At 71.6% G+C, this 23,693-nt stretch carries 19 protein-coding genes; 13 read left to right on the top strand and 6 right to left on the bottom strand.

Features of this window, described 5'->3' with window-relative positions:
- Positions 1 to 48: 48 nt before the first annotated feature.
- Entirely contained in the window at positions 49 to 831 is a 783-nt protein-coding gene (locus BLR33_RS24210) for an MIP/aquaporin family protein (protein WP_093786690.1), read from the bottom strand.
- A 207-nt stretch (positions 832 to 1,038) separates the two neighbouring features.
- Positions 1,039 to 1,803, bottom strand: a complete 765-nt coding sequence (locus BLR33_RS24205; protein WP_093786689.1) for an IclR family transcriptional regulator — start codon at positions 1,801 to 1,803, stop codon at positions 1,039 to 1,041.
- A 354-nt stretch (positions 1,804 to 2,157) separates the two neighbouring features.
- Between BLR33_RS24205 and metH the strand changes: the two genes are divergently transcribed.
- The 3 genes from metH (at position 2,158) to BLR33_RS24190 (ending at position 8,429) form a co-directional block, all read left to right on the top strand.
- Positions 2,158 to 5,718: a methionine synthase gene (gene metH, locus BLR33_RS24200; RefSeq protein WP_093786688.1), complete on the top strand. Its 3,561-nt coding sequence runs from the start codon at positions 2,158 to 2,160 to the stop codon at positions 5,716 to 5,718.
- A 185-nt stretch (positions 5,719 to 5,903) separates the two neighbouring features.
- A complete protein-coding gene (locus BLR33_RS24195; RefSeq protein WP_093786687.1) occupies positions 5,904 to 6,605 on the top strand; it encodes an HAD family hydrolase in 702 nt (233 codons plus the stop codon).
- A gap of 228 nt (positions 6,606 to 6,833) precedes the next feature.
- Positions 6,834 to 8,429, top strand: coding sequence for an ABC transporter substrate-binding protein (locus BLR33_RS24190; protein WP_093786686.1), 1,596 nt, complete (start codon positions 6,834 to 6,836; stop codon positions 8,427 to 8,429).
- Between the two features lie 104 nt (positions 8,430 to 8,533).
- Here the strand turns inward: BLR33_RS24190 and BLR33_RS24185 are convergent, their stop codons facing one another.
- Both BLR33_RS24185 and BLR33_RS24180 read right to left on the bottom strand, forming a co-directional pair.
- Positions 8,534 to 9,205: a response regulator gene (locus BLR33_RS24185; RefSeq protein ID WP_093786685.1), complete on the bottom strand. Its 672-nt coding sequence runs from the start codon at positions 9,203 to 9,205 to the stop codon at positions 8,534 to 8,536.
- 16 nt (positions 9,206 to 9,221) lie between these two features.
- Positions 9,222 to 10,112, bottom strand: coding sequence for a RecB family exonuclease (locus BLR33_RS24180; RefSeq protein ID WP_093786684.1), 891 nt, complete (start codon positions 10,110 to 10,112; stop codon positions 9,222 to 9,224).
- A 215-nt stretch (positions 10,113 to 10,327) separates the two neighbouring features.
- On the opposite strand from BLR33_RS24180, the gene BLR33_RS24175 reads away from it, so the two are divergent.
- The 3 genes from BLR33_RS24175 to BLR33_RS24165 all read left to right on the top strand — a co-directional run bounded on the left by BLR33_RS24175 (position 10,328) and on the right by BLR33_RS24165 (position 13,454).
- Positions 10,328 to 11,563 (top strand): site-2 protease family protein, encoded by a 1,236-nt coding sequence (locus BLR33_RS24175; RefSeq protein ID WP_245771629.1) that lies wholly within the window; start codon positions 10,328 to 10,330, stop codon positions 11,561 to 11,563.
- Positions 11,564 to 11,608: 45 nt separating this feature from the next.
- Entirely contained in the window at positions 11,609 to 12,517 is a 909-nt protein-coding gene (locus BLR33_RS24170; protein ID WP_093786683.1) for a tRNA (adenine-N1)-methyltransferase, read from the top strand.
- Positions 12,518 to 12,875: 358 nt separating this feature from the next.
- Positions 12,876 to 13,454 (top strand): hypothetical protein, encoded by a 579-nt coding sequence (locus BLR33_RS24165; RefSeq protein WP_093786682.1) that lies wholly within the window; start codon positions 12,876 to 12,878, stop codon positions 13,452 to 13,454.
- Positions 13,455 to 13,500: 46 nt separating this feature from the next.
- On the opposite strand, the gene BLR33_RS24160 is transcribed toward BLR33_RS24165, so the two are convergent.
- Positions 13,501 to 13,797 (bottom strand): ferredoxin, encoded by a 297-nt coding sequence (locus BLR33_RS24160; RefSeq protein WP_093786681.1) that lies wholly within the window; start codon positions 13,795 to 13,797, stop codon positions 13,501 to 13,503.
- A 253-nt stretch (positions 13,798 to 14,050) separates the two neighbouring features.
- On the opposite strand from BLR33_RS24160, the gene arc reads away from it, so the two are divergent.
- The 5 genes from arc to prcA all read left to right on the top strand — a co-directional run bounded on the left by arc (position 14,051) and on the right by prcA (position 19,570).
- Entirely contained in the window at positions 14,051 to 15,817 is a 1,767-nt protein-coding gene (arc, locus tag BLR33_RS24150) for a proteasome ATPase (protein WP_093786679.1), read from the top strand.
- Between the two features lie 92 nt (positions 15,818 to 15,909).
- Positions 15,910 to 17,421 (top strand): depupylase/deamidase Dop, encoded by a 1,512-nt coding sequence (gene dop, locus BLR33_RS24145; RefSeq protein WP_093786678.1) that lies wholly within the window; start codon positions 15,910 to 15,912, stop codon positions 17,419 to 17,421.
- 134 nt (positions 17,422 to 17,555) lie between these two features.
- Positions 17,556 to 17,774 (top strand): ubiquitin-like protein Pup, encoded by a 219-nt coding sequence (locus tag BLR33_RS24140; protein ID WP_093786677.1) that lies wholly within the window; start codon positions 17,556 to 17,558, stop codon positions 17,772 to 17,774.
- A 111-nt stretch (positions 17,775 to 17,885) separates the two neighbouring features.
- On the top strand, positions 17,886 to 18,731 hold the full coding sequence (gene prcB / locus BLR33_RS24135; RefSeq protein ID WP_093786676.1) for a proteasome subunit beta: 846 nt from the start codon (positions 17,886 to 17,888) through the stop codon (positions 18,729 to 18,731).
- Between the two features lie 86 nt (positions 18,732 to 18,817).
- Complete coding sequence (gene prcA, locus BLR33_RS24130) at positions 18,818 to 19,570, top strand: proteasome subunit alpha (RefSeq protein WP_093786675.1); 753 nt, start codon at positions 18,818 to 18,820, stop codon at positions 19,568 to 19,570.
- A gap of 211 nt (positions 19,571 to 19,781) precedes the next feature.
- On the opposite strand, the gene BLR33_RS24125 is transcribed toward prcA, so the two are convergent.
- Entirely contained in the window at positions 19,782 to 20,789 is a 1,008-nt protein-coding gene (locus BLR33_RS24125) for a LacI family DNA-binding transcriptional regulator (protein ID WP_093786674.1), read from the bottom strand.
- Positions 20,790 to 20,926: 137 nt separating this feature from the next.
- On the opposite strand from BLR33_RS24125, the gene BLR33_RS24120 reads away from it, so the two are divergent.
- Both BLR33_RS24120 and pafA read left to right on the top strand, forming a co-directional pair.
- On the top strand, positions 20,927 to 22,210 hold the full coding sequence (locus tag BLR33_RS24120) for an MFS transporter (protein ID WP_245771628.1): 1,284 nt from the start codon (positions 20,927 to 20,929) through the stop codon (positions 22,208 to 22,210).
- Between the two features lie 9 nt (positions 22,211 to 22,219).
- On the top strand, positions 22,220 to 23,581 hold the full coding sequence (gene pafA / locus BLR33_RS24115) for a Pup--protein ligase (RefSeq protein ID WP_093786673.1): 1,362 nt from the start codon (positions 22,220 to 22,222) through the stop codon (positions 23,579 to 23,581).
- Positions 23,582 to 23,693 lie beyond the last annotated feature (112 nt).

Here is a 23,693-nt window from a genome sequence, read left to right as displayed (position 1 = left end):
GGCCGCGGGGGCCGCGGGGGCCGCGGGGTCGCCGCGCTGCTCGGTGCGTTACGTGAAGGCCAGCTTGTAGAGTCCGCCGGCGATCGCGGCGCCGACGAGCGGGCCGACCACCGGAATCCACGCGTACGACCAGTCCGAGCGGCCCTTGTTGGGCAGCGGGAGCAGGGCGTGCACGATCCGCGGGCCGAGGTCGCGGGCCGGGTTGATGGCGTAGCCGGTGGGGCCGCCCAGCGAGAGGCCGATGCCGACCACGAGCAGCGCGGTGAGCAGGATGCCCAGGCCGTTGAGGGCCAGGCCCTTGGTCATGCCCTGGGTGAGGATGAAGAGCACCAGCACGGCCGTGCCGATCACCTCGGTGAGCAGGTTCTGCACCGGATTGCGGATCTCCGGGCCGGTGGAGAAGATGCCGAGCACCGGGCCGCCGGGCGCCGAGCCGGCCTTCGTGGTGCCGGCCGGGCCCTCCAGGCTGCGGACCAGCTCGGGGTCGGTCAGGTGGGCCTGGAACTGCCCCATGTAGGCCACCCACACCAGGAACGCGCCGATGATCGCGCCGGCGAACTGGCCGATCAGGTAGTACGGCATCGTGCTCCACTCGCCGGTCTTGATCGCCACGCCGAGGGTGACCGCCGGGTTGAGCTGGCCGCCGGAGTAGCCGTTGGCGATGTAGGCGCCGGCGAGCACCGCCAGGCCCCAGCCGAAGGAGATGGCCACCCAGCCGGCTCCTTGGGCCTTGGACTTCTTCAGCGTGACGGCGGCGCAGACACCGCCGCCGAGCAGGATGAGCACGGCGGTCCCGAAGATCTCGCCGATGACTATGTGGCCGTTGGACACACCGACTCCTTTGTCTCTGTCCCGGTGCGGTGACCTCGAAGATCCGTCCGATGTTCGACATTGTCGACCGCAGGTCGAAAGTCTCGTCCTCAAGGTTCTCGGGGTCAAGAGAGGTGTGACGGAGTAGTCGTCGCGCCAGTCGTCGCACTGGCCGTGGCAGCAGCCGTACGGGCTGTCCGGCGGGTCGGGGAGCGGGCCGGCGGGCGGTCAGAACCGCCCGGCGCCCAGGTCGCGGGAGACCGCCCGCGCGCAGTCCCGTACCGCCGCCACCAGGCGGGCCCGGATCTCGGTGCCCTCGCAGACCCGCTCCACCGCGCCGGTGATCCCCACCGCGCCCACCGGCATCCGCCGCCGGTCGTAGACGGGCGCGGCCACCGAGGCCACGCCCTCCCAGGTCTCCTCCAGGTCGGCCGCCCAGCCGCGGGCCCGGGCCAGTTCCAGCACCGCCTCGAAGTCCTCCGCGGTGGTGACGGTCCGCCCGGTCAGCGCGGTCCGCTCGCCCTCGGCGGCCTCGCTGTGCGCCACCGGGTCGAAGGCGGCCAGCACCTTGCCGAGCGCGGTGCTGTGCAGCGGCTGCATGGCGCCCACCTCCAGCACCTGGCGGCTGTCGTCGGGCCGGAAGACGTGGTGCACGATGAGCACGCCCTGCTGGTGCAGCACCCCCAGGTAGGCGGCCTCGCCGCTGGAGCGGGCCAGGTCGTCGGTCCACACCAGCGCCCGGGCGCGCAACTCGTGCACGTCCAGGTAGCTGTTGCCCAGCCGCAGCAGCTCGGCGCCCAGCTGGTACTTGCCCGAGACCGGGTCCTGCTCCACGAAGCCCTCCTGCTGCAGGGTGCGCAGGATGCCGTGGGTGGTGCCCTTGGCCAGGCCCAGCGAGGACGCCACGTCCGACAGGCCCAGCCTGCGCTCGCCGCCGGCCAGCAGCCTCAGGATCGCCGCGGCGCGTTCCAGCGACTGGATGTGACCTGGCATGTCGGGCGCTCCAAGGGCGAGGTGTCGGCGGTGTGCCGGGCGGCCGTCCGGATGACGGCAACCGCGGCGCTCGGCGGGCGGTCGGCGGGTGGTCGGCGGGCCGCAGCAGTCCGCGTGCGGGTCGCTGCGGCCCGCTGTGGTCGACATTGTCGACCACAGCTGTCCCACATCATCGCAGAGACCCGCCCCGCCGTGACCGTCCGCCCTTCGGAACGCGTGGCCGGATTCCCGCCTCTGCGCGCGGTGACGGCTACGCTGGCGGGGTGCGTGTCCTGCCCGCGGCAGCCGCCCCGCGCGGTGGCCCGGGCCAGGGGAGCGCATAGCCGACAGCCGTCGCATCCCAGGGAGCAGCCCATGGCTTCGCCGTCTTTGCCGTCCTCGCCCGCCTCGCCGCGTCCCCCGCGTCCCTCCTCCGGAGCGCACGCCCCCTCCGCCGTCGACCCCGCCCGGGTCACCGCGCTGCGCGAGGCACTGGCCTCCCGGATCGTCGTCGCCGACGGCGCCATGGGCACCATGCTGCAGGCCCAGGACCCCACCCTGGACGACTTCCAGCAGCTCGAGGGCTGCAACGAGATCCTCAACGTCACCCGCCCGGACATCGTCCGCTCCGTGCACGAGGCGTACTTCCAGGCCGGCGTGGACTGCGTGGAGACCAACACCTTCGGCGCCAACCACTCGGCGATGAGCGAGTACGACATCCCCGAGCGGATCGAGGAGCTGTCCGCGGCCGGTGCCCGCCTGGCCCGCGAGGTCGCCGACGACTTCGCCACCGACGGCCGCCGCCGCTGGGTGCTCGGCTCGATCGGCCCCGGCACCAAGCTGCCCACCCTCGGCCACACCACCTACGCCACCCTGCGCGACGGCTACCAGGCCAACGCGGCCGGCCTGATCGCCGGCGGCGCCGACGCCCTGGTGGTCGAGACGATGCAGGACCTCCTCCAGGTCAAGGCCGCCCTGATCGGCGCCCGGCGGGCCATGCGGGCCGCCGGCGTCGAACTGCCGGTGATCTGCTCGGTGGCCGTGGAGACCACCGGCACCATGCTGCTCGGCTCCGAGATCGGCGCCGCGCTCACCGCCCTGGAGCCGCTGGGCATCGACCTCATCGGCCTCAACTGCTCCACCGGGCCCGCCGAGATGAGCGAGCACCTGCGCTACCTCGCCCGGCACTCGCGCATCCCGCTGACCTGTATGCCCAACGCCGGCCTGCCGGTGCTCACCAAGGACGGCGCCCACTACCCGCTCAGCCCGAGCGAACTGGCCGACGCCCACGAGGTGTTCGCCGCGGAGTACGGCCTGTCGCTGGTCGGCGGCTGCTGCGGCACCACCCCCGAGCACCTGCGCCGGCTGGTCGAGCGGATCGGCGGCCACGACATCACCCCGCGCGACCCGCGGCCCGAGCCCGGTGCCTCCTCGCTCTACCAGACCGTGCCCTTCCGCCAGGACACCTCCTACCTCGCCATCGGCGAGCGGACCAACGCCAACGGCTCGAAGAAGTTCCGCGAGGCGATGCTGGAGGGCCGCTGGGAGGACTGCGTGGAGATGGCCCGCGACCAGATCCGCGAGGGCGCCCACCTGCTCGACCTGTGCGTGGACTACGTCGGCCGGGACGGTGTCGCCGACATGGCCGAACTCGCCGGCCGGTTCGCCACCGCTTCCACCCTGCCGATCGTGCTGGACTCCACCGAGGTGGACGTGCTGCGCGCCGGGCTGGAGAAGCTCGGCGGCCGCGCGGTGCTCAACTCGGTCAACTACGAGGACGGCGACGGCCCGGAGTCCCGGTTCGCGAAGGTCACCGCGCTGGCCGCCGAGCACGGCGCGGCCCTGATCGCGCTCACCATCGACGAGGAGGGGCAGGCCCGTACCGCGGAGAAGAAGGTCGAGATCGCCGAGCGGCTGATCGCCGACCTCACGGGCAACTGGGGCATCCGCGAGTCCGACATCCTCGTGGACTGCCTGACCTTCACCATCTGCACCGGCCAGGAGGAGTCCCGCAAGGACGGCGTCGCCACCATCGAGGCGATCCGCGAGCTGAAGAAGCGTCACCCGGAGGTGCAGACCACCCTCGGCCTGTCGAACATCTCCTTCGGCCTCAACCCCGCCGCCCGCACCGCCCTCAACTCGGTCTTCCTCGACGAGTGCGTCAAGGCCGGCCTGGACTCCGCGATCGTGCACGCTGCCAAGATCCTGCCGATCGCCCGCATCCCCGAGGAGCAGCGCGAGACCGCCCTCGACCTGATCTACGACCGCAGGAGCGAGGGCTACGACCCGCTGCAGAAGCTGATGGCGCTCTTCGAGGGCGTCGACAGCAAGTCGCTCAAGGCCGGCAAGGCCGAGGAACTGGCCGCGCTGCCGCTGGAGGAGCGGCTGCAGCGGCGGATCATCGACGGCGAGAAGAACGGCCTGACCGACGACCTCGACGCGGCCCTGGCCGAGCGGCCCGCCCTGGACATCGTCAACGACACGCTGCTGGCCGGCATGAAGGTGGTCGGCGAGCTGTTCGGCTCCGGGCAGATGCAGCTGCCCTTCGTGCTGCAGTCCGCCGAGGTGATGAAGACCGCGGTGGCCTACCTGGAACCGCACATGGAGAAGTCCGACGACAGCGGCAAGGGCACCATCGTGCTGGCCACCGTCCGCGGCGACGTCCACGACATCGGCAAGAACCTGGTCGACATCATCCTGTCCAACAACGGCTACAACGTGGTCAACCTGGGCATCAAGCAGCCGGTCTCGGCGATCCTGGAGGCCGCCGAGGAGCACCGCGCCGACGTGATCGGCATGTCCGGGCTGCTGGTGAAGTCCACCGTGATCATGAAGGAGAACCTGGAGGAGCTGAACCAGCGGGGCCTGGCCGCGAAGTTCCCGGTGATCCTCGGTGGCGCCGCCCTCACCCGCGCCTACGTCGAGCAGGACCTGCACGAGCTGTACGCGGGCGAGGTCCGCTACGCCCGTGACGCCTTCGAGGGCCTGCGGCTGATGGACGCCCTGATCGGCGTCAAGCGCGGGGTGCCCGGCGCCCAGCTGCCCGAGCTGAAGGCCCGCCGGGTGCCGCGCCGCGAGCAGGCCGAGCCGGAGCCCGAGCCCAACCTGGGCCAGGTCCGCTCCGACGTCGCCGTGGACAACCCGGTGCCCACCCCGCCGTTCTGGGGCAGCCGCGTCGTCAAGGGCATCCAGCTCGCCGACTACGCCTCCTGGCTCGACGAGGGCGCCCTCTTCAAGGGCCAGTGGGGCCTGAAGCAGTCCCGCGCCGACGGGCCCTCCTACGAGGAGCTGGTGGAGTCCGAGGGCCGGCCCCGGCTGCGCGGGCTGCTCACCAAGCTCCAGTCCGAGGGCCTGCTGGAGGCCGCCGTCACCTACGGCTACTTCCCGTGCGTGTCCAAGGGCGACGACCTGATCGTGCTGCACGAGGACGGCACCGAGCGCACCCGCTTCACCTTCCCGCGCCAGCGTCGCGGCCGCCGGCTGTGCCTGGCCGACTTCTTCCGGCCCGAGGAGTCCGGCGAGACCGACGTCGTCGGCTTCCAGGTGGTCACCGTGGGCGGCCGCGTCTCCGAGGCCGCCAACGAGCTGTTCGCCGCCGACTCCTACCGCGACTACCTGGAGCTGCACGGCCTGTCCGTCCAGCTCGCCGAGGCGCTCGCCGAGTACTGGCACGCCCGGGTCCGCGCCGAGCTGGGCTTCGGCGGTGAGGACCCGGCGGCCATGGCCGACATGTTCGACCTGAAGTACCGCGGCGCCCGCTTCTCGCTCGGCTACGGCGCCTGCCCCGACCTGGAGGACCGGGCCAAGATCGCCGAGCTGCTGGAGCCGGAGCGGATCGGTGTGAAGCTGTCCGAGGAGTTCCAGCTGCACCCGGAGCAGTCCACCGACGCCATCGTCATCCACCACCCGGAGGCGAAGTACTTCAACGCCCGCTGATCCGGGTGTAAGGCGGCTGGTCGGCGGCTGGTCGGCGGCTGCTCGGGGGCCCGTCAGCGGTCGATCAGCGGGCCGGCACGGCCCGACGTACACTTGACGGTCCGGTGGAGGCCGGTCGCCGCCCCGCGGTTTCGCGAGGTGCGGTGGCCGGCCTCCGTGTCCCCCAGGACCGAGGAGTGGGGCCCATGACCAGCAGCATCCCCGTCGCCGCGACCCGTACGGTGCCAGGGCCCGGGCCCTGGGCGGTGCTCCTGGACCTGGACGGCACCCTGGTGGACACCGAAGGGCTGTGGTGGGCGGCGGAGTCCGAGGTCTTCGCGGCGCTCGGGCACGTGCTGGACGAGGTGCACCGCAAGGTGGTGATCGGCGGCCCGATGGCCCGTAGCCTCGGCCACCTGATGGAGGTCACCGGGGTGACGGCGACCCTGGGCGAGCTGAGCCTCGCCGTCAACAGCGCCTTCGAGCGCCTGGTGGCCCGCGGCGCCCCCCTGATGCCGGGCGCCCGGCGGCTGCTGGCGGAGCTGTCCGCGCACGGCGTGCCCACCGCCCTGGTCTCCGCCTCGCACCGCCGCACCATCGATGTGATGCTGCGCTCGCTCGGTCCCGAGCACTTCGCCTTCACCCTCGCCGGCGACGAGATCGCCCGCACCAAGCCGCACCCCGACCCGTACCTGGCCGCGGCCGCCCGGCTCGGCGCCGACCCGGCGCGCTGCGTGGTCGTGGAGGACACCCTCACCGGAGTCGCCTCCGCGGAGGCGGCCGGCTGCCACGTGGTCGCCGTGCCCTCGCTCGTGCCGATCGAGCCGGCGCCCGGCCGGACCGTCGTCCGCTCCCTGGAGGAGCTGAGCGTGCCGTTCCTGCGCGCTGTGAACACGCGCATTCACTGACGGTGCCCGGCTCGCGCCTCCCAGAAGGCGCATCCGGAACTTTGGCATCCCGTTGATGCTGATCACGGGCAATCTCGGTATCGTCGCCCAAGCGTGCCCACGGAACGGGTTTATCCATCCCTGCGGCCGACCGCGCCACGCCCGCGGCAAGCCGCCCGCTCCACGCACACGGCATCACCGTCACCTGCGTAGACGCGTACGTACATGCGTAAGAGGAGAACGACCACGATGAACCGCAAGCTTCTGGTGCTGCCTGCCCTGCTGGGCGCGCTGACGCCGGTCGTTGCCGGGTGCGGTAGCTCGGGAGGGAGCGGCGGCAGTGGCAAACCCATCGTCGTCGGCACCACGGACAGCATCGAGCTGAACAAGTCCAACCCGGCGCCGCTGGACCCCGCCACGTCGTACGACAGCGCCACCTGGAATGTCTTCTACAACACCTTCCAGATGCTGCTCACCTATCCGCGCGGCAGCACCACCCCGACGCCGGACGCGGCCAAGGAATGCCACTTCACCGACGCCACGGGCCTGGTCTACTCGTGCACCATGCGGTCGGGCCTGAAGTTCTCCAACGGTCACGACCTGACCGCCCAGGACGTCAAGTTCTCCATCGAGCGGACCCAGAAGATCAACTCGCCGACGGGCCCGGTCTCCCTCATAGCCGACGTCAAGAGCGTGGAGACGCCCGACGCCTCACACGTCGTCTTCCACCTGAAGTCGCCCGACGCGACCTTCCCGGCGAAGCTCGCCACGCCCGCGGCCGCCATCGTCGACCACCAGGTCTACCCCGCCGACAAGCCGTACACCGGCTGGCGGCTGACCGGTTCCGGTCCCTACACGATGGACTCCTGGGCGGCGGGCAAGGAGGCGGACTTCTCCAAGAACTCCAAGTACCAGGGCATCCTGAAGCTGCACAACGACGCGGTGAAGCTGATGCTCTACACCGACTCCCACAAGATGGAAGCGGCGCTGAAGGACCACACCCTGGACGTCATGACCCGCACCCTGGCGCCGGATCAGATCGAGGAGCTGCAGGACAGCGACAGCTCCGACATCAAGCTCACCGAGGCGCCCGGCGGCGAGGCCCGCTACCTGTTCCTCAACACCGACGACGGCGACTTGAAGAGCCTCGCGGTGCGCAAGGCGATGGCCGAGATCATCGACCGGCAGGCGATCACCCGCGACATCTACAAGCGCACCGCGGTGCCGCTGTACTCGGTGGTCCCGCAGGGCATCAACAGCCACATCAACTCCTTCTTCGACGTCTACAAGGAGCCGAACGTCGCGGAGGCGAAGAAGACCCTGAAGGACGCCGGCATCACCGAGAAGGTGCCGCTGACCATCAACTTCCGCCGCGACACCGGTGGTACGGAGAACCAGGCCGAGGCCCAGGCGATCGAGAAGCAGCTGGACTCCACCGGCCTGTTCGACGTCCACGTCCAGGCCGAGCAGTGGAACGCCTTCGTGGCGGCCGCCGCCCAGCGCAAGTACCAGATCTTCGCGATCAACTGGCTGCCGGACTTCCCGGACCCGGACAACTACATCGCGCCGTTCTTCGGCAAGGACGGCTTCCTGAACCTGCCGTACCAGAACAAGCAGATCCAGGACCAGATCCTGCCGGACACCCGCAGACAGGCGGCGCGCAGCTCCACCACGGACGCCTTCGGGCAGGCGCAGAACATCATCGCGGACGACGTCCCGATGATCCCGCTGTGGCAGGCGAACCAGTACATCGCCGCACACAGCAACATCACCGGCGTGGAGTGGGCGCTCAACGCCTCGACCACCACGCAGTTCTGGGAGCTGGGCCGGGGCGCCTCCGGCTGACGGCACCTGACGCCGAACGGGCGCGGCGGGAGGGGACTTTCGGTCCTCTGCCGCCGCGCCCGTTCGGTTCGCGGCTCGTCCTTTGCGGGTCCGGGGGCGGCGGATCAGCTCGCGCCGGGCCGCACCAGGCCGCTCTCGTAGGCGTACACCGCCGCCTGCACCCGGTCCCGCAGCGCCAACTTCGTGAGCACATGGCCCACATGGGTCTTCACGGTGGTCTCGCTGACGAACAGCTCGGCGGCGATCTCCGCGTTGGACAGACCGCGGGCCACCAGCTTGAGCACCTCCACCTCGCGCTCGGTCAGCGCCTGCAGCGGCTGCGGCACCGCGTCGTCGCCGGAGGGCAGCCGGCCCGCGTACTTGTCCAGCAGCCGCCGGGTGATCGAGGGCGCCAGCATGGCCTCGCCGGCCGCCACCACCCGGATCGCCTGCACGAGTTCGGCCGCCGGCGCGTCCTTCAGCAGGAAGCCGCTGGCCCCGGCCCGCAGCGCCTCGACCACGTACTCGTCCAGGTCGAAAGTGGTCAGCACCAGCACCTTCGCCGGGCCCGAGCGGTCCGGGCCGGTGATCTGCCGGGTGGCCTCCACCCCGTCCATCCGGGGCATGCGGATGTCCATCAGCACCACGTCGGGCTGCAGCGCCCGCACCTGGTCCAGCGCCTGCTGCCCGTCGCCGGCCTCGCCGACCACGGCCAGGTCCGGCTCGGCCTCCAGGATCATCCGGAAACCGGTACGCAGCAGCGGCTGGTCGTCCACCAGCAGCACGCGGATCGCCACGGGCACTTCCCTTTCGCTAGACCGCACCATTCTCGCCCACGACGGCCTGCGGATCGGCGGTCCTGCCCAGCGGGTAGGGCGGGGGAGTGCCGCCGAACTCCGGGCACAGCGCCTGGTGGTCGCACCAGCCGCACAGCGGGCCGCGCCTGGGCCGCCAGTCCCCGCTGGCCGTCGCCTTCGTGATCGCCTCCCACAGCGCCAGCAGGCGCCGCTCGGTCAGCCGCAGTTCGGCCTCCGTCGGGTCGTAGGTGACCACGTCGCCGCTGCCGAGGTAGACCAGCTGGAGCCGGCGCGGCACCATCCCGCGCAGCCGCCACAGCACCAGGGCGTAGAAGCGCATCTGGAACAGCGGCTCGTCGGCGTACTCCGGGCGGGGCGCCTTGCCGGTCTTGTAGTCCACCACCCGCAGGTCACCGGTGGCGGGCGCGACGTCCAGCCGGTCCACGTAGCCGCGCAGCGTCAGCCCCGACTCCAGCACGGTCTCCACGTACAGCTCGCGCTCGGCCGGCTCCAGCCGGGTGGGGTCCTCCAGCGTGAACCACCGCTCCACCAGGTCCTCGGCGCTTTCCAGCCACCGCCGCAGCGCAGCCGCGTCGGCGGCGCCCTCGGCCGCGGTGAACAGCTGCGCCAGCTCCGGGCGGGCGGCCAGCAGCTTCTCCCACTCACCGGGCACCATCGCCCGGGCCCGTGCGGGCGTGCGCTCGGCGGCGGGCGCGTCGAAGAGCCGCTCCAGCACCGCGTGCACCACCGTGCCGCGGGTGGCCGCCTCGCTGGGCTTCTCCGGCAGCCGGTCGATCACCCGCAGCCGGTACAGCAGTGGGCAGCGCATGAAGTCCTGGGCGCGCGAGGGCGACAGCGAGTCCGGCGGGCGCGGCGGCCGGGGCGCGGGGATTCCCGTGGTTCCCATGGGAGCGAACCTTACGGCCTGCCGCCGACACCGGCGCCCACCACGCCGCCGGGCGGCCCCGTCACGCACCCTCGTGCACAGTCCTGCACAGTCCCGCCCCGTCCTGCACAGTCCCGCGGTGTCCCGGTGTGCCGTGCTGCGCCTGGCCATAGCATGGTTGTGACGCCCTCGTGCCGCGTGACCGGTACGGGGGACTGTGGTCAGAAGGGGACGAAGTGAGCGAGAGCGGTCAACCGCCTTCCCGGGACACCCGAGCACCGGGCCGGGGTGAGGACGGCGGCGGCACCGCCAAGCCGTCAAGAGAGCCCGGCGGCGGCATCCTGATGGGGCGGTTCTTCGGCGTCCCGATCTACGTGGCACCCAGCTGGTTCCTGGTCGCCGCCCTGATCACCTGGGTCTTCGGCGGCCAGCTGGACACGGTGCTGCCGGAGCTGGGCGGGGTGCGCTACCTGGTCTCGCTGTTCTTCGCGGTCGCCTTCTACGCCTCGGTGCTCGTCCACGAACTGGCCCACACGCTGGCGGCGATCCGCTTCCGGCTGCCGGTGCGCCGCATCCAGCTGCAGTTCTTCGGCGGCGTCTCGGAGATCGAGAAGGACTCCGAGACCCCGGGCCGGGAGTTCGTGCTCGCCTTCGTCGGCCCGCTGCTCTCGCTGGTGCTCGCCGCGGTCTTCTTCGGCGGCATGCAGCTGGTGGAGCGCGGCACCGTGCCGGGGGTGCTGCTGGCCGGGCTGATGATCAGCAACTTGATCGTTGCGATCTTCAACTTCTTGCCCGGGCTGCCGCTGGACGGCGGCCGGATGCTGCGGGCGGTGGTCTGGAAGGCCACCGGCGACCCGATGGCCGGCACGGTGGCCGCGGCCTGGGTCGGCCGGGCCCTCGCCCTGGCCGTCCTGATCGGCCTCCCGCTGCTCTCCTACGCCGGCGGGCTCAATGGGGACAGCGGCGGCAGCGGCGCCGACTCCCTCACCGACGCCCTGCTGGCCGCCGTGCTCGCCGCGATCATCTGGACCGGCGCGGGCAACGCCCTGCGGATGGCCCGGTTGCGCGAGCGCCTTCCCGGCCTGCGGGCCCGCACCCTGACCCGCCGGGCGGTCCCGGTCGCCTCCGACACCCCCCTGTCCGAGGCGCTGCGGCGGGCCAACGAGGCGGGCGCGCGCGCCCTGGTGGTCGTGGACGGCCGCGGCGACCCCACCGCGCTGGTCCGCGAGTCGGCGATCGTGTCCATCCCGGAGCACCGCCGCCCCTGGGTCGCGGTCAGCGGCCTCGCCCAGGACCTCACGCCGGGCATGCGCGTGTCCGCCGACCTCACCGGCGAGGACCTCCTGGACACCCTGCGGGCCACCCCCTCCACCGAGTACCTCGTCGTGGAGCCGACGGGCGAGATCTACGGCGTCCTGTCCACCGCCGACGTCGAACGCGCCTTCCTGGCCGCGATGAGCCGGACGTCGTGACCGCGGGCGCCCGGAGGCGAACCGAGCCCCCTATAGGATGGGCTCATGTCTGAACCGACCGGTGCGGCCCGTCGTCGCGGGCCCTTCAGAGTCGGGGACCAGGTACAGCTCACCGATCCCAAGGGACGGCACCACACCTTCACGCTCGAAGCAGGAAAGCAGTTCCACACCCACAAGGGCGCTTTCCCGCACGACGAGCTGATCGGTGCCCCCGAGGGCAGTGTGGTGAGGACCACGGGAAACGTCGCCTACCTCGCGCTGCGTCCGCTGCTCCCCGACTACGTCCTGTCCATGCCCCGCGGCGCCGCCGTGGTCTACCCCAAGGACGCGGGGCAGATCCTGGCGATGGCCGACATCTTCGCCGGCGCGCGGGTGGTGGAGGCAGGCGTCGGCTCCGGCTCGCTCAGCGCCTTCCTGCTGCGCGCCATCGGCGACCACGGCATGCTGCACAGCTACGAGCGGCGCGCCGACTTCGCCGAGATCGCGAGCCAGAACGTCGAGCGCTACTTCGGCGGCCCGCACCCGGCCTGGCAGCTGACCGTCGGCGACCTGCAGGACCACCTCTCCGACACCGAGGTGGACCGGGTGATCCTGGACATGCTCGCGCCCTGGGAGTGCCTGGAGGCGGTCGCCAAGGCGCTCGTCCCGGGCGGCATCCTGTGCGCGTACGTGGCCACCACCACGCAGCTGGCCCGCACCGTGGAGGCGATCCGCGAGCACGGCACCTTCAACGAGCCGGCCGCGTGGGAGACCATGGTGCGCAACTGGCACGTCGAGGGCCTGGCCGTACGCCCGGACCACCGCATGATCGGCCACACCGGCTTCCTGCTCACCGCCCGCCGGCTGGCCGACGGTGTCGAGCCGCCCCTGCGCCGCCGCCGCCCCGCCAAGGGCGCCTACGGCGAGGACTACACCGGTCCTGGCGGCGGGAGCGGCGGCACAGCCGCCGAGTAGCACCAAATAGCACCGAGAAGCACCGCCCGGCTCAAACCCGTCACCGCTCAGTCACCGATCCGGTCACTGCTCCGTCACCGTTCGGCCCCGCTCGGCAACCGGCCGCCCCCGGCGCGAACCCGCCGTCCCGGCGGCCGGGGCCATGGGCGCCGGGGACCCTTTCCGGCCAACTTCCGTCCACCGCCGCCGTTTTGCCCGTTCACGGGCGAACCGGCGGCGGTGCTGCGTCGCAACGACGCCATGGCGCGGACCCGACACAGACCGGCGCGGTCAGGGGTGCCCCCGGCGTTCCCCGCCGTTGTGACGTGTGGCACGATGCTGGCCACCCCCGCTGATCACACCCCCAGGAGCAAGGCGCGTGCAGCCCTCCGCAGGCCCCGCCCTCCCGCACACCCGCAGCCGCGGCGTGCACTGGCTCACCACGGCCGTGGCCCTGGGTGCCGTGGTCGCCGCCGTCGCCCTGGTGGAGCCGGCCGACGCCAGCCCCACCGCGGCCGCCAAGCCCGCCGCGCCCCCCGTGCACGTCCCCCCGCCCGACCCGCACGCCGTCACCTACCCGCTGACCTGCGCGCCCGGCGACGCGGTGGACGTCATCTCGCAGGCGGCCGTGGACATGGACGGCGACGGGCGGCCCGAGACGGTCGTGGTCGTGCGCTGCCACTCCGACACCGGCACCCCGCCCAGCGGCGTCTACGTGCTCGCCTCGCCGAAGTCCGGCACGGGCGCCCCGCACATCGCGCAGATGCTGGTGGACCCGCGCGAGGACCGGCAGATCTCCGGCTTCCACGTCGCCGGGCACGCCGTGAAGGCCACCGTGCTCGGGTTCTCCAGCGACACCACCCCGCGCTGCTGCCCCGACCTGCGGCGCGACTACACCTGGGAGTGGCGGCAGGGCCGCTACGTGGCGATCCCCGGCCCGGCCCCGAACAGCGTCTGACCGGCTGCTGCGGCCCCGGGGCCCGTCGCGGCCCGTGAGACCGCCGCTACGACGCGTCCGGCCCGTACACCTCGGTACGGTCGGCGACCCGCCGCACATGGATGCACTCGCCCGGGCACTCCTTCGCGGAGTCCCGCACGTCCGCCAGCAACGGCAGCGGTACGGGTACCGTGGCACCAGGGGCCTGGCGCAGCTCGTCGTCGGAACCCTTGACGTAGGCGAGCCCGTCGATGTCCAGCTCGAAGACCTCGGGCGCGTACTGGACACAGATCCCGTCACCGGTGCACAGGTCCTGGTCGATCCAGACCTCGAGCGCCTCGGCTGTGTCCTGGCTGTCACTCACGGAAACCCATCCCTGCCGTCCGTCGTTCCTTCAAGGAACCGGGAAGCAACCGCGTCCGGCGGCTGTTGACCGAAACGACGATACAACCGGCGGCTTTCGGATGGAGATCGGCGGGTATCCCAGTGGCGGAGGGACGTGCGCAAGGGTGAAGATCGGACACACCGCGATCGTCTTTGTGATCTAGGGGTTTCAACCCCCACCGGCCCAGGTAGGGTCTGGGAACGTCCAGCTCCCCTTGGAGGAGGTGAGGACCGTGGCGGCCCACGACGACGAATTCAACCGTGGCGGCCGACCCGCTCGTGGATCGGAAGATCCCATGAGCCAGGTCGCCTTTCTTGAGCAGGAGATCGCCGTCCTGCGACGCAAGCTCGCCGACTCTCCGCGGCACACGAGGATTCTCGAAGAGCGGATCGTCGAGCTGCAGACCAATCTGGCGGGCGTGTCCGCGCAGAACGAGCGGCTGGCGAACACCCTGCGCGAGGCCCGCGACCAGATCGTGGCCCTCAAGGAGGAGGTCGACCGGCTCGCGCAGCCGCCGGCCGGCTTCGGTGTGTTCCTGCAGGCGAACGAGGACGGCACCGCCGACATCTTCACCGGCGGCCGCAAGCTGCGGGTGAACGTCAGCCCGTCCGTCGAACTCGACACCCTGCAACGCGGCCAGGAGCTCCTGCTCAACGAGGCGCTCAACGTGGTCGAGGCAATGGAGTTCGAACTCATCGGCGACATCGTCACCCTCAAGGAGATCCTCGAGGACGGCGAGCGCGCCCTGGTGATCGGGCACACCGACGAGGAGCGGGTGGTGCGCCTGGCCGAGCCGCTGCTCGACGGCACCCTGCGCACCGGCGACGCCCTGCTGCTCGAACCCCGATCCGGCTACGTCTACGAGCGGGTGCCCAAGAGCGAGGTCGAGGAACTCGTCCTCGAAGAGGTGCCCGACATCGACTACCGCCAGATCGGCGGTCTCGGCAACCAGATCGAGCAGATCCGCGACGCGGTGGAACTGCCGTACCTGCACGCCGAACTCTTCAAGGAGTACGAACTGCGCCCGCCCAAGGGCGTGCTGCTCTACGGCCCGCCCGGCTGCGGCAAGACGCTCATCGCCAAGGCGGTGGCCAACTCGCTGGCCAAGAAGGTCGCCGAGGTGACCGGCCGGCCGCAGGGCAAGAGCTACTTCCTGAACATCAAGGGCCCCGAGCTGCTCAACAAGTACGTGGGCGAGACCGAGCGGCAGATCCGCCTGGTCTTCCAGCGGGCCCGGGAGAAGGCGTCCGAGGGCACCCCGGTCATCGTCTTCTTCGACGAGATGGAGTCCCTGTTCCGCACCCGCGGCTCGGGCGTCAGCTCCGACGTCGAGAACACCATCGTCCCCCAGCTCCTCGCCGAGATCGACGGCGTCGAGGGCCTGGAGAACGTGATCGTGATCGGCGCCTCCAACCGCGAGGACATGATCGACCCCGCGATCCTGCGGCCCGGCCGGCTGGACGTGAAGATCAAGATCGAGCGGCCGGACGCCGAGGCGGCCAAGGACATCTTCTCCAAGTACCTGGTCGACACCCTCCCGCTGCACAGCGACGACCTCGCCGAGCACGGCCACTCCCCGGCCGCGACCGTGGACGCCATGATCCAGTCCGTGGTCGAGCGCATGTACGGCGAGACCGAGGAGAACCGCTTCCTGGAGGTCACCTACGCCAACGGTGACAAGGAGGTCCTGTACTTCAAGGACTTCAACTCCGGCGCGATGATCCAGAACATCGTGGACCGGGCCAAGAAGATGGCGATCAAGGACTTCCTGGACCACTCCCAGCGGGGCCTGCGCGTCTCCCACCTGCTCGCCGCCTGCGTCGACGAGTTCAAGGAGAACGAGGACCTGCCCAACACCACCAACCCCGACGACTGGGCCCGGATCTCCGGCAAGAAGGGCGAGCGGATCGTGTTCATCCGCACCCTGGTGACCGGGAAGCAGGGCGCCGACACCGGGCGCTCCATCGACACCGTGGCGAACACCGGACAGTATCTGTAGGCACTACCCTCCGGCTGCGGGCCCCACCAGCGGGTACCCGCAGCCGGTGTGTTTTCCGGCCGGACGAGCCGGAGCCGGGCAAGGAGGGCCGCATGACCGTACGGCGAGTAATGGGCATCGAGACGGAGTACGGCATCTCCGTCCCCGGCCACCCCAACGCCAATGCCATGCTCACCTCGTCCCAGATCGTCAACGCCTACGCGGCGGCGATGCACCGGGCGCGCCGCGCCCGCTGGGACTTCGAGGAGGAGAACCCGCTGCGGGACGCCCGCGGCTTCGACCTCGCCCGGGAGGCGGCCGACTCCACCCAGCTCACCGACGAGGACATCGGCCTGGCCAACGTCATCCTCACCAACGGCGCCCGGCTCTACGTCGACCACGCCCACCCCGAGTACTCCTCGCCGGAGATCACCAACCCGCGCGACGCGGTGCTGTGGGACAAGGCGGGGGAGCGGATCATGGCCGAGGCGGCGCTGCGGGCCGCCCAGCTGCCCGGCGCCCAGCCGATCCACCTCTACAAGAACAACACCGACAACAAGGGCGCCTCCTACGGCACTCACGAGAACTACCTGATGCGCCGGGAGACCCCGTTCTCCGACATCGTGCGCCACCTGACGCCGTTCTTCGTCTCCCGCCAGGTCGTCACCGGCGCCGGCCGGGTCGGCATCGGCCAGGACGGCCGGGAGGACGGCTTCCAGCTCAGCCAGCGGGCGGACTACTTCGAGGTCGAGGTCGGCCTGGAGACCACCTTGAAGCGGCCCATCATCAACACCCGCGACGAGCCGCACTCCGACGCCGAGAAGTACCGGCGGCTGCACGTCATCATCGGCGACGCCAACCTCTCCGAGATCTCCACCTACCTCAAGCTCGGCACCACCTCGCTGGTGCTGTCCATGATCGAGGACGGCTTCATCAAGGTCGACCTGGTCGTGGACCAGCCGGTGCGAACCCTGCACGAGGTCTCCCACGACCCCGGGCTGCACCACCTGGTCACGCTGCGCAACGGGCGCCGGCTCACCGCGGTCCAGTTGCAGATGGAGTACCTGGACCTGGCCCGCAAGTATGTCGAGGAGCGCTACGGCAGCGACGCCGACGAGCAGACCCGCGACGTGCTGGCCCGCTGGGAGGACGTGCTGGGCCGCCTGGAGCGCGACCCGATGAGCCTGGCCGGCGAGCTGGACTGGGTGGCGAAGAAGGAGCTGCTGGAGGGCTACCGGCGCCGCGACGGCCTGGACTGGGCCGCCGCCCGGCTGCACCTGGTGGACCTGCAGTACGCCGACGTACGCCCCGACAAGGGCCTGTACAACCGCCTGGCCGCCCGCGGCCGCATCCAGCGCCTGCTGGACGAGAAGGACGTGCTGCGGGCCGTACAGCAGCCCCCGGAGGACACCAGGGCCTACTTCCGCGGCCGCTGCCTGGAGCAGTACGCCGACGACGTGGCCGCCGCGTCCTGGGACTCGGTCATCTTCGACCTGCCCGGCCGTGACTCCCTGCAGCGGGTGCCCACCCTGGAGCCGCTGCGGGGCACCCGCAACCACGTCAAGGAGCTGCTCGACCGGTGCCGCACCGCCGAGGACCTGCTCCGTGTCCTCTCCGGTGGCTGAAGCCGCGGCTGAAAGGGGCCGGAACCGGGAATCAAGTCGGTAGCACTCGGACGTTGACGTTAATCGAGGGCCGGAGTCGGACCCTCCTTGTAGGGTCTGATCTTGTAGGCACCAAACCGAGCGGGGTGAGGGACATGGCTACGAAGGACACCGACGGCGGGCAGCAGCGGGCTACGCGTTCCACCGAGGAGGCCGAGGAGGTCCAGCAGGACGCCAAGGCCGCGGAGGACCTCAAGGAACGCCACGAGAAGCTTTCGGACGACGTGGACTCCGTCCTGGACGAGATCGACGACGTGCTCGAGGAGAACGCGGAGGACTTCGTGCGCTCCTTCGTCCAGAAGGGCGGCCAGTAGCCGCTCACCCACCCAGCCGCCCCGCGCCGCCCCACGGACCGCGGGGCGGATGGATTTCCGGGCGACGGGTAGGGTCCGTACCTAACGTCATGATCGTGTGGAGGGAATCGCGTGGACAACACTCGCAGCACCACCGGGCGTCTGCCGGCCGCCTTCCTGACGCCCGGCTCGTCCTCCTTCCTGGACTTCCTCGGCGACCACTCACCTGAACTGCTGCCCGGCAACCGCACCCTGCCGCCGATCAAGGGTGCCGTCGAGCTCCCGCACGGCACCACGATCGTGGCGGCCACCTTCGAGTCGGGCGTGGTGCTCGCCGGTGACCGCCGGGCCACGATGGGCAACGTGATCGCCTCGCGCGACCTGGAGAAGGTCTTCCCCGCCGACGAGTTCTCCGCGGTCGGCATCGCCGGCACCGCGGGCCTGGCGGTGGAGATGGTCAGGCTCTTCCAGCTGGAGCTGGAGCACTACGAGAAGATCGAGGGCGCCACCCTCTCCCTGGAGGGCAAGGCGAACCGGCTGTCCACCATGATCCGCGGCAACCTCGGCATGGCCATGCAGGGCCTGGCCGTCGTCCCGCTCTTCGCCGGCTACGACACCGTCCGCGGCCGCGGACGGATCTTCTCCTACGACATCACCGGCGGCCGCAGCGAGGAGCACGGCTTCGCGGCCACCGGATCCGGCTCGGTCTACGCCCGCGGCGCGCTGAAGAAGCTCTACCGCAAGGACCTCACCCAGGACCAGATGGTCACCGCCATCGTCCAGGCCCTCTACGACGCGGCCGACGACGACTCGGCCACCGGCGGCCCCGACCTCACCCGCCGGATCTTCCCCGTCGTCACCGTGATCACCGCGGACGGCTTCCGCCGGATCCCCGACTCCGACGTCGCCGAGACCGCCCGGCTGGTGGTCGAGGGCCGCCGGCAGAACCCGGACGGACCGCGGGCCGAGGTGCTGTGACCGCAAGCCAGCCGCGAGCCGGTCGTCCGCCGACCGGACCTGTGACGTCAACCGCAGCGCCGACAGCAGAAAGGCACGGTTAGCCGGTGTCCACGCCCTTTTACGTTTCGCCCCAGCAGGCCATGGCCGACCGCGCCGAGTACGCCCGCAAGGGCATCGCGCGCGGCCGCAGCGTCGTGGTGCTGCAGTACACGGACGGCATCGTCTTCGTCGCCGAGAACCCCTCGCGGGCCCTGCACAAGGTCAGCGAGATCTACGACCGCATCGCCTTCGCGGCGGTCGGCAAGTACAACGAGTTCGAGAACCTGCGGCTCGGCGGTGTCCGCTACGCCGACCTGCGCGGCTACACCTACGACCGGGACGACGTCACGGCCCGCGGCCTGGCCAACGTCTACGCCCAGACGCTCGGCACGATCTTCTCCAGCGTCGGCGAGAAGCCGTACGAGGTGGAGCTGATCGTCGCCGAGGTCGGCGCCGCCCCCGAGGACGACCAGATCTACCGGCTGCCGCACGACGGCTCCATCGTGGACGAGCATGGCGCCGTCGCCGTCGGCGGCAACTCCGACCAGATCGGCAGCTACCTCGACCAGCGGCACCGTGACGGGATGACGCTGGCGGAGGCGCTGGCGCTGGCCGTGGAGTCCCTTGCGCGCGACTCGGGTGGCAACGGGGACCGGCAGCTGACCGCCGAGCAGCTCGAAGTCGCGGTCCTGGACCGCACCCGCCCCCAGCAGCGCAAGTTCAAGCGCCTCCTGGGCCCCCAGCTCAACGCCCTGCTCGAACAGTCGGGTGAGGGCTCTTCCGAGGACGGCCCCTCCGAGGACAGCGCCGAGGACTGACCGCCCGGGTGCCTCGTCCCGCCGGTTGCCGGACCTCCGGCCCGTCCGGGCCGGCCGCGCGGCTCCCCGCGCCCCTGTAGAGCTTGCCCTTCGCACGAACGGCAAGGTTTTTTCAGGGGCGCGGGGAACTGCGCGCCCAGCCACGTCCCGGCCTGCGGCCGGAGACGGCGGAAAACCCCCTGCGGCGGGGAGAACCTCGCAGCGGCGCAGCCTACGGCGCGGGGGCCGTGGAGCCGCGCGCCACGAGAGTGACGGGCAGCTCGCAGGGCGGGACGGGGCGCCCCGAGAGAAGAGCGAGCAGCGCCCGCATCCCCTGAGCGCCGACCTCCTCGGCGGGCAGCCGGACGGAGGTCAGCTCCGGGTCCACCGCGAGCGCGAGTGAAAGATCGTCGAACCCCGAGACCGACAGCTCGTGGGGGACCGCGAGGCCCAGCGCCCGAGCGGCCTTGCAGGCCCCGGCGGCCAGTACATCGCCGTCGCAGAGCAGCGCGGTGGGGCGCGGCCCCGGCGCGCTGAGGGCGCGGACGGCCGCCTGCCGGGCCGGCTCCACGTCCAGCGCGCAGCGCTCGGTGCGCAGCAGCACGCCCGGCACCCCGGCCAGCTCCTCGCGGACGGTCTGCGCGCGGATGCGGAAGGTCCAGGTGTCCACGTCGGAGGCGATGTGGGTGATGGTGCGGTGGCCGAGCCCGAGCAGGTGGCGGACGACCTGCCGGATGCCGTCGGCGACGGCCAGGTCCACCGTCGGCGGCCCGTCCGGCGCGCCGGGGCCGCTGTCGAGCATCACCAGCGGCAGCCCGCCGTCGCCGATGCCCGCCAGCGCGTCGGCGGCCATCGAGGAGGCGATCACGCCGTCGATCGCGGCCCGGGCGGAGCCGAAGGGGTCGCGGGCCGGGCCGATGCCCTCGGGTGAGGGGTAGAGCACCACGCCGAAGCCGTTCTCCTCGGCGACCCGGGCGGCCCCGGCGTAGACCCGGGCGAAGTACTCATGGGTGAGCGCGGGGACCACCAGCAGGGCCGTCCTGGTCCGCCCCAGCCGCAGGCTGCGGGCCGCGAGATTGGGCCGGTAGTCCAGCTCCCCGGCCGCCTGCCGCACCGCTTCCGCCGTACGCTCCGAGACCCGGCCGCGCCACTTGCCGCCGAGTACCAGCGACACCGTCGCCTGGGACACCCCCGCCTGCCGCGCCACGTCCCGCGACGTCGGCCGCGCGCTTTCGGCCACCGCCCCTCCTCCCGGCCTCGCCCCGGCCCACGGCTGGACCCGTGAGCTGCCGACATGGTACGTATGACCGTCACGTTATACGTACAACTTCCCGGAGTGCTCGCCGAGCGGCGGCCCGGGACCGGGGAGGGCGAGCGGTGGCAGGCGCGACGGACCGAACGGGCCGGACAGAGGGGGCCGGCGGCTACGGCGAACTGCTGCGCACGCGGCACGCCGCACGGCTGCTCGGCGGCACCCTGCTCGGCCGGCTGCCCAACGCCATGGCCGCGCTCGCGATCGTGCTCTTCCTGCGGGCCCACGGCGCCGGCTACGGGCTCGCGGGCACCCTGTCGGCCCTCTACGGCCTCGCCGTCGCCCTCGGGCAACCGCTGCTCGGGCGCGCGGTGGACCGCCGCGGCCAGCCCCGGGTGATGGCCGCGGCCGCCCTGCTCGCCGCCGCCGGATTCGCCCTGCTCGCCGTCAACGGCCCGCGCCCGGTGCCGATCGCGGTCGCCGCCGTGCTGCTCGCCGGGCTGGCCACGCCGCCGCTGGAGGGCGGCCTGCGGGCGCTGTGGCCGGCCGTGCTGGCGCGCGAGGAGCAGGTCCAGAAGGCGTACGCGCTGGACGCCGCCGCCCAGGAGGTGCTCTTCACCCTCGGCCCCCTGCTGGTCACCGCGGCCGTCGCGGCCGCCTCCGAGGCCGCCGCGGTGGTGCTCACCGGCCTGCTCGGCGTGGCCGGCACCCTCGTCGTGGTCACCTCCGCGCCCTCCCGGCGCTGGCGGGCCGAGGAGCGCGAGGCGCACTGGCTCGGCGCCCTGCGCTCGCGCGGCCTGGCCGTGCTGCTCGCCGCCTGCTTCTGCGTCGGCGTGGCGCTGGGCGCCTTCTCGCTGGCCGCGGTCGCCTACGGCGACGCCCACGGCGGCGCCGGCGCGGCCTCGTACGTCCTGGCCGCCAACGGCGCCGGCGCCCTCCTCGGCGGCCTCGGCTACGGCGCCCGCACCTGGAGCGGGCTGCCCGAGCGGCGGCTGCGGCTGCTCGCGGTGGGCCTGGCCGCCTGCTACCCGCCGCTGCTGCTGGCGCCCGCGCTGGGCTGGATGCTGCCGCTGGCGGCCCTGTCCGGCCTCTTCCTCGCCCCCACCCTCGCCTGCGGCTTCCTCGTGGTGGACCGGCACGCCCCCGCGGGCACCGTGACGGAGGCGTTCTCCTGGGTGGTGACCGCCGTCGGGGTGGGCTCGGCGCTCGGCACCGCCGTGGCCGGGGCGGCCGCCCAGGACGGCGGCGGCACCGGCGGGTTCGCCGTCTGCGCGGCCGGCGGCGCCCTCGCGCTGCTCGTACTGCTGTGCACGGCCCGAATCCTGACGGCGCCGCATCCCGAAACGGAAACCGAAAAAGATCCAAGCCGTGCCCCCCAACCCCGTTTCAGCACGTCGCCCGAGGCGTAATGTTCAGACATGGACCGCCGCATTTTCGGGCTGGAGAACGAGTACGGCGTCACATGCACGTTCAGGGGACAGCGGCGTCTGTCCCCTGACGAGGTGGCGCGGTACCTCTTCCGCCGTGTCGTGTCATGGGGCCGGAGCAGCAACGTTTTCCTGCGCAACGGCGCCCGCCTCTACCTTGACGTCGGCTCGCACCCGGAGTACGCCACTCCCGAGTGCGACAACGTCACCGAACTCGTCACACACGACAAAGCCGGGGAGCGCATCCTCGAAGGACTTCTCGTCGACGCCGAACGGCGGCTGCACGAGGAGGGCATCGCAGGCGACGTCTACCTGTTCAAGAACAACACCGACTCGGCCGGCAACTCCTACGGATGCCACGAGAATTACCTGGTGGCCCGGCACGGGGAATTCTCCCGGCTGGCCGACATCCTCATTCCGTTCCTGGTCACCCGGCAGCTGCTGTGCGGCGCCGGCAAGGTGCTGCAGACCCCGCGCGGGGCCGTCTTCTGCGTCAGCCAGCGGGCCGAGCACATCTGGGAGGGCGTCAGCTCGGCGACCACCCGGTCCCGCCCCATCATCAACACCCGCGACGAGCCGCACGCCGACGCCGAGCGCTACCGGCGGCTGCACGTCATCGTCGGCGACTCCAACATGTCGGAGACGACGATGCTGCTCAAGGTCGGCGCCACCGACCTGGTGCTGCGGATGATCGAGGCCGGCACCGTCATGCGCGACCTCACCCTGGAGAACCCGATCCGGGCGATCCGCGAGGTCAGCCACGACATCACCGGCCGCCGCAAGGTGCGGCTCGCCTCCGGCCGCGAGGCGTCCGCGCTCGACATCCAGCAGGAGTACTACAGCAAGGCCGTGGAGTTCTGCGAGCGTCGCGGCATCCGCAGCGGCGTCATCGACCAGGTCCTCGACTTGTGGGGCCGCACCCTGGACGCCATCGGCACCGGCGACCTCGGCAAGATCGGCACCGAGATCGACTGGGTGATGAAGTACCAGCTGATCGAGCGCTACCGCAACCGCGACAACATCACCATGTCCCACCCGCGGGTCGCCCAGATAGACCTCGCGTACCACGACATCCACCGGCGCCGCGGGCTCTACTACCTGCTGGAGCGCAAGGGCCAGGCCAAGCGGATCTGCAGCGACCTGAAGATCTTCGAGGCCAAGTCGGTGCCCCCGCAGACCACCCGGGCCCGGCTGCGCGGCGACTTCATCCGCCGCGCCCAGGAGCAGCGCCGCGACTTCACCGTCGACTGGGTGCACCTCAAGCTCAACGACCAGGCGCAGCGCACCGTGCTGTGCAAGGACCCCTTCCGCTCGGTCGACGACCGGGTGGAGAAGCTCATCGCCGGCATGTAGCCGGCCGGGCGGAGGAATCGGCAGGCACCGCGGCTCCGGCCCGGCGTGCCCACCGGCCCCACGCGCACCTCGTGTGCGTCTCGTACCGGGCCGGTGGCACGCCGTAGGGTGT

The sequence above is a fragment of the Actinacidiphila guanduensis genome, assembly GCF_900103985.1.
Lineage (GTDB): Bacteria > Actinomycetota > Actinomycetes > Streptomycetales > Streptomycetaceae > Actinacidiphila > Actinacidiphila guanduensis.
Note: the sequence above shows the minus strand (reverse complement) of the source record. Positions and strands in the feature narration are given on the sequence as shown.

Bases quoted from the DNA above. Each gene is read 5' to 3' on its own strand.
- BLR33_RS24190 (WP_093786686.1), top strand. From the start codon at position 6,834: ATGAACCGCAAGCTTCTGGTGCTGCCTGCCCTGCTGGGCGCGCTGACG.
- BLR33_RS24170 (WP_093786683.1), top strand. From the start codon at position 11,609: ATGTCTGAACCGACCGGTGCGGCCCGTCGTCGCGGGCCCTTCAGAGTC.
- BLR33_RS24140 (WP_093786677.1), top strand. From the start codon at position 17,556: ATGGCTACGAAGGACACCGACGGCGGGCAGCAGCGGGCTACGCGTTCC.
- BLR33_RS24205 (WP_093786689.1), bottom strand. From the start codon at position 1,803: ATGCCAGGTCACATCCAGTCGCTGGAACGCGCCGCGGCGATCCTGAGG.
- BLR33_RS24180 (WP_093786684.1), bottom strand. From the start codon at position 10,112: ATGGGAACCACGGGAATCCCCGCGCCCCGGCCGCCGCGCCCGCCGGAC.
- metH (WP_093786688.1), top strand. From the start codon at position 2,158: ATGGCTTCGCCGTCTTTGCCGTCCTCGCCCGCCTCGCCGCGTCCCCCG.
- dop (WP_093786678.1), top strand. From the start codon at position 15,910: ATGACCGTACGGCGAGTAATGGGCATCGAGACGGAGTACGGCATCTCC.
- pafA (WP_093786673.1), top strand. From the start codon at position 22,220: ATGGACCGCCGCATTTTCGGGCTGGAGAACGAGTACGGCGTCACATGC.
- BLR33_RS24195 (WP_093786687.1), top strand. From the start codon at position 5,904: ATGACCAGCAGCATCCCCGTCGCCGCGACCCGTACGGTGCCAGGGCCC.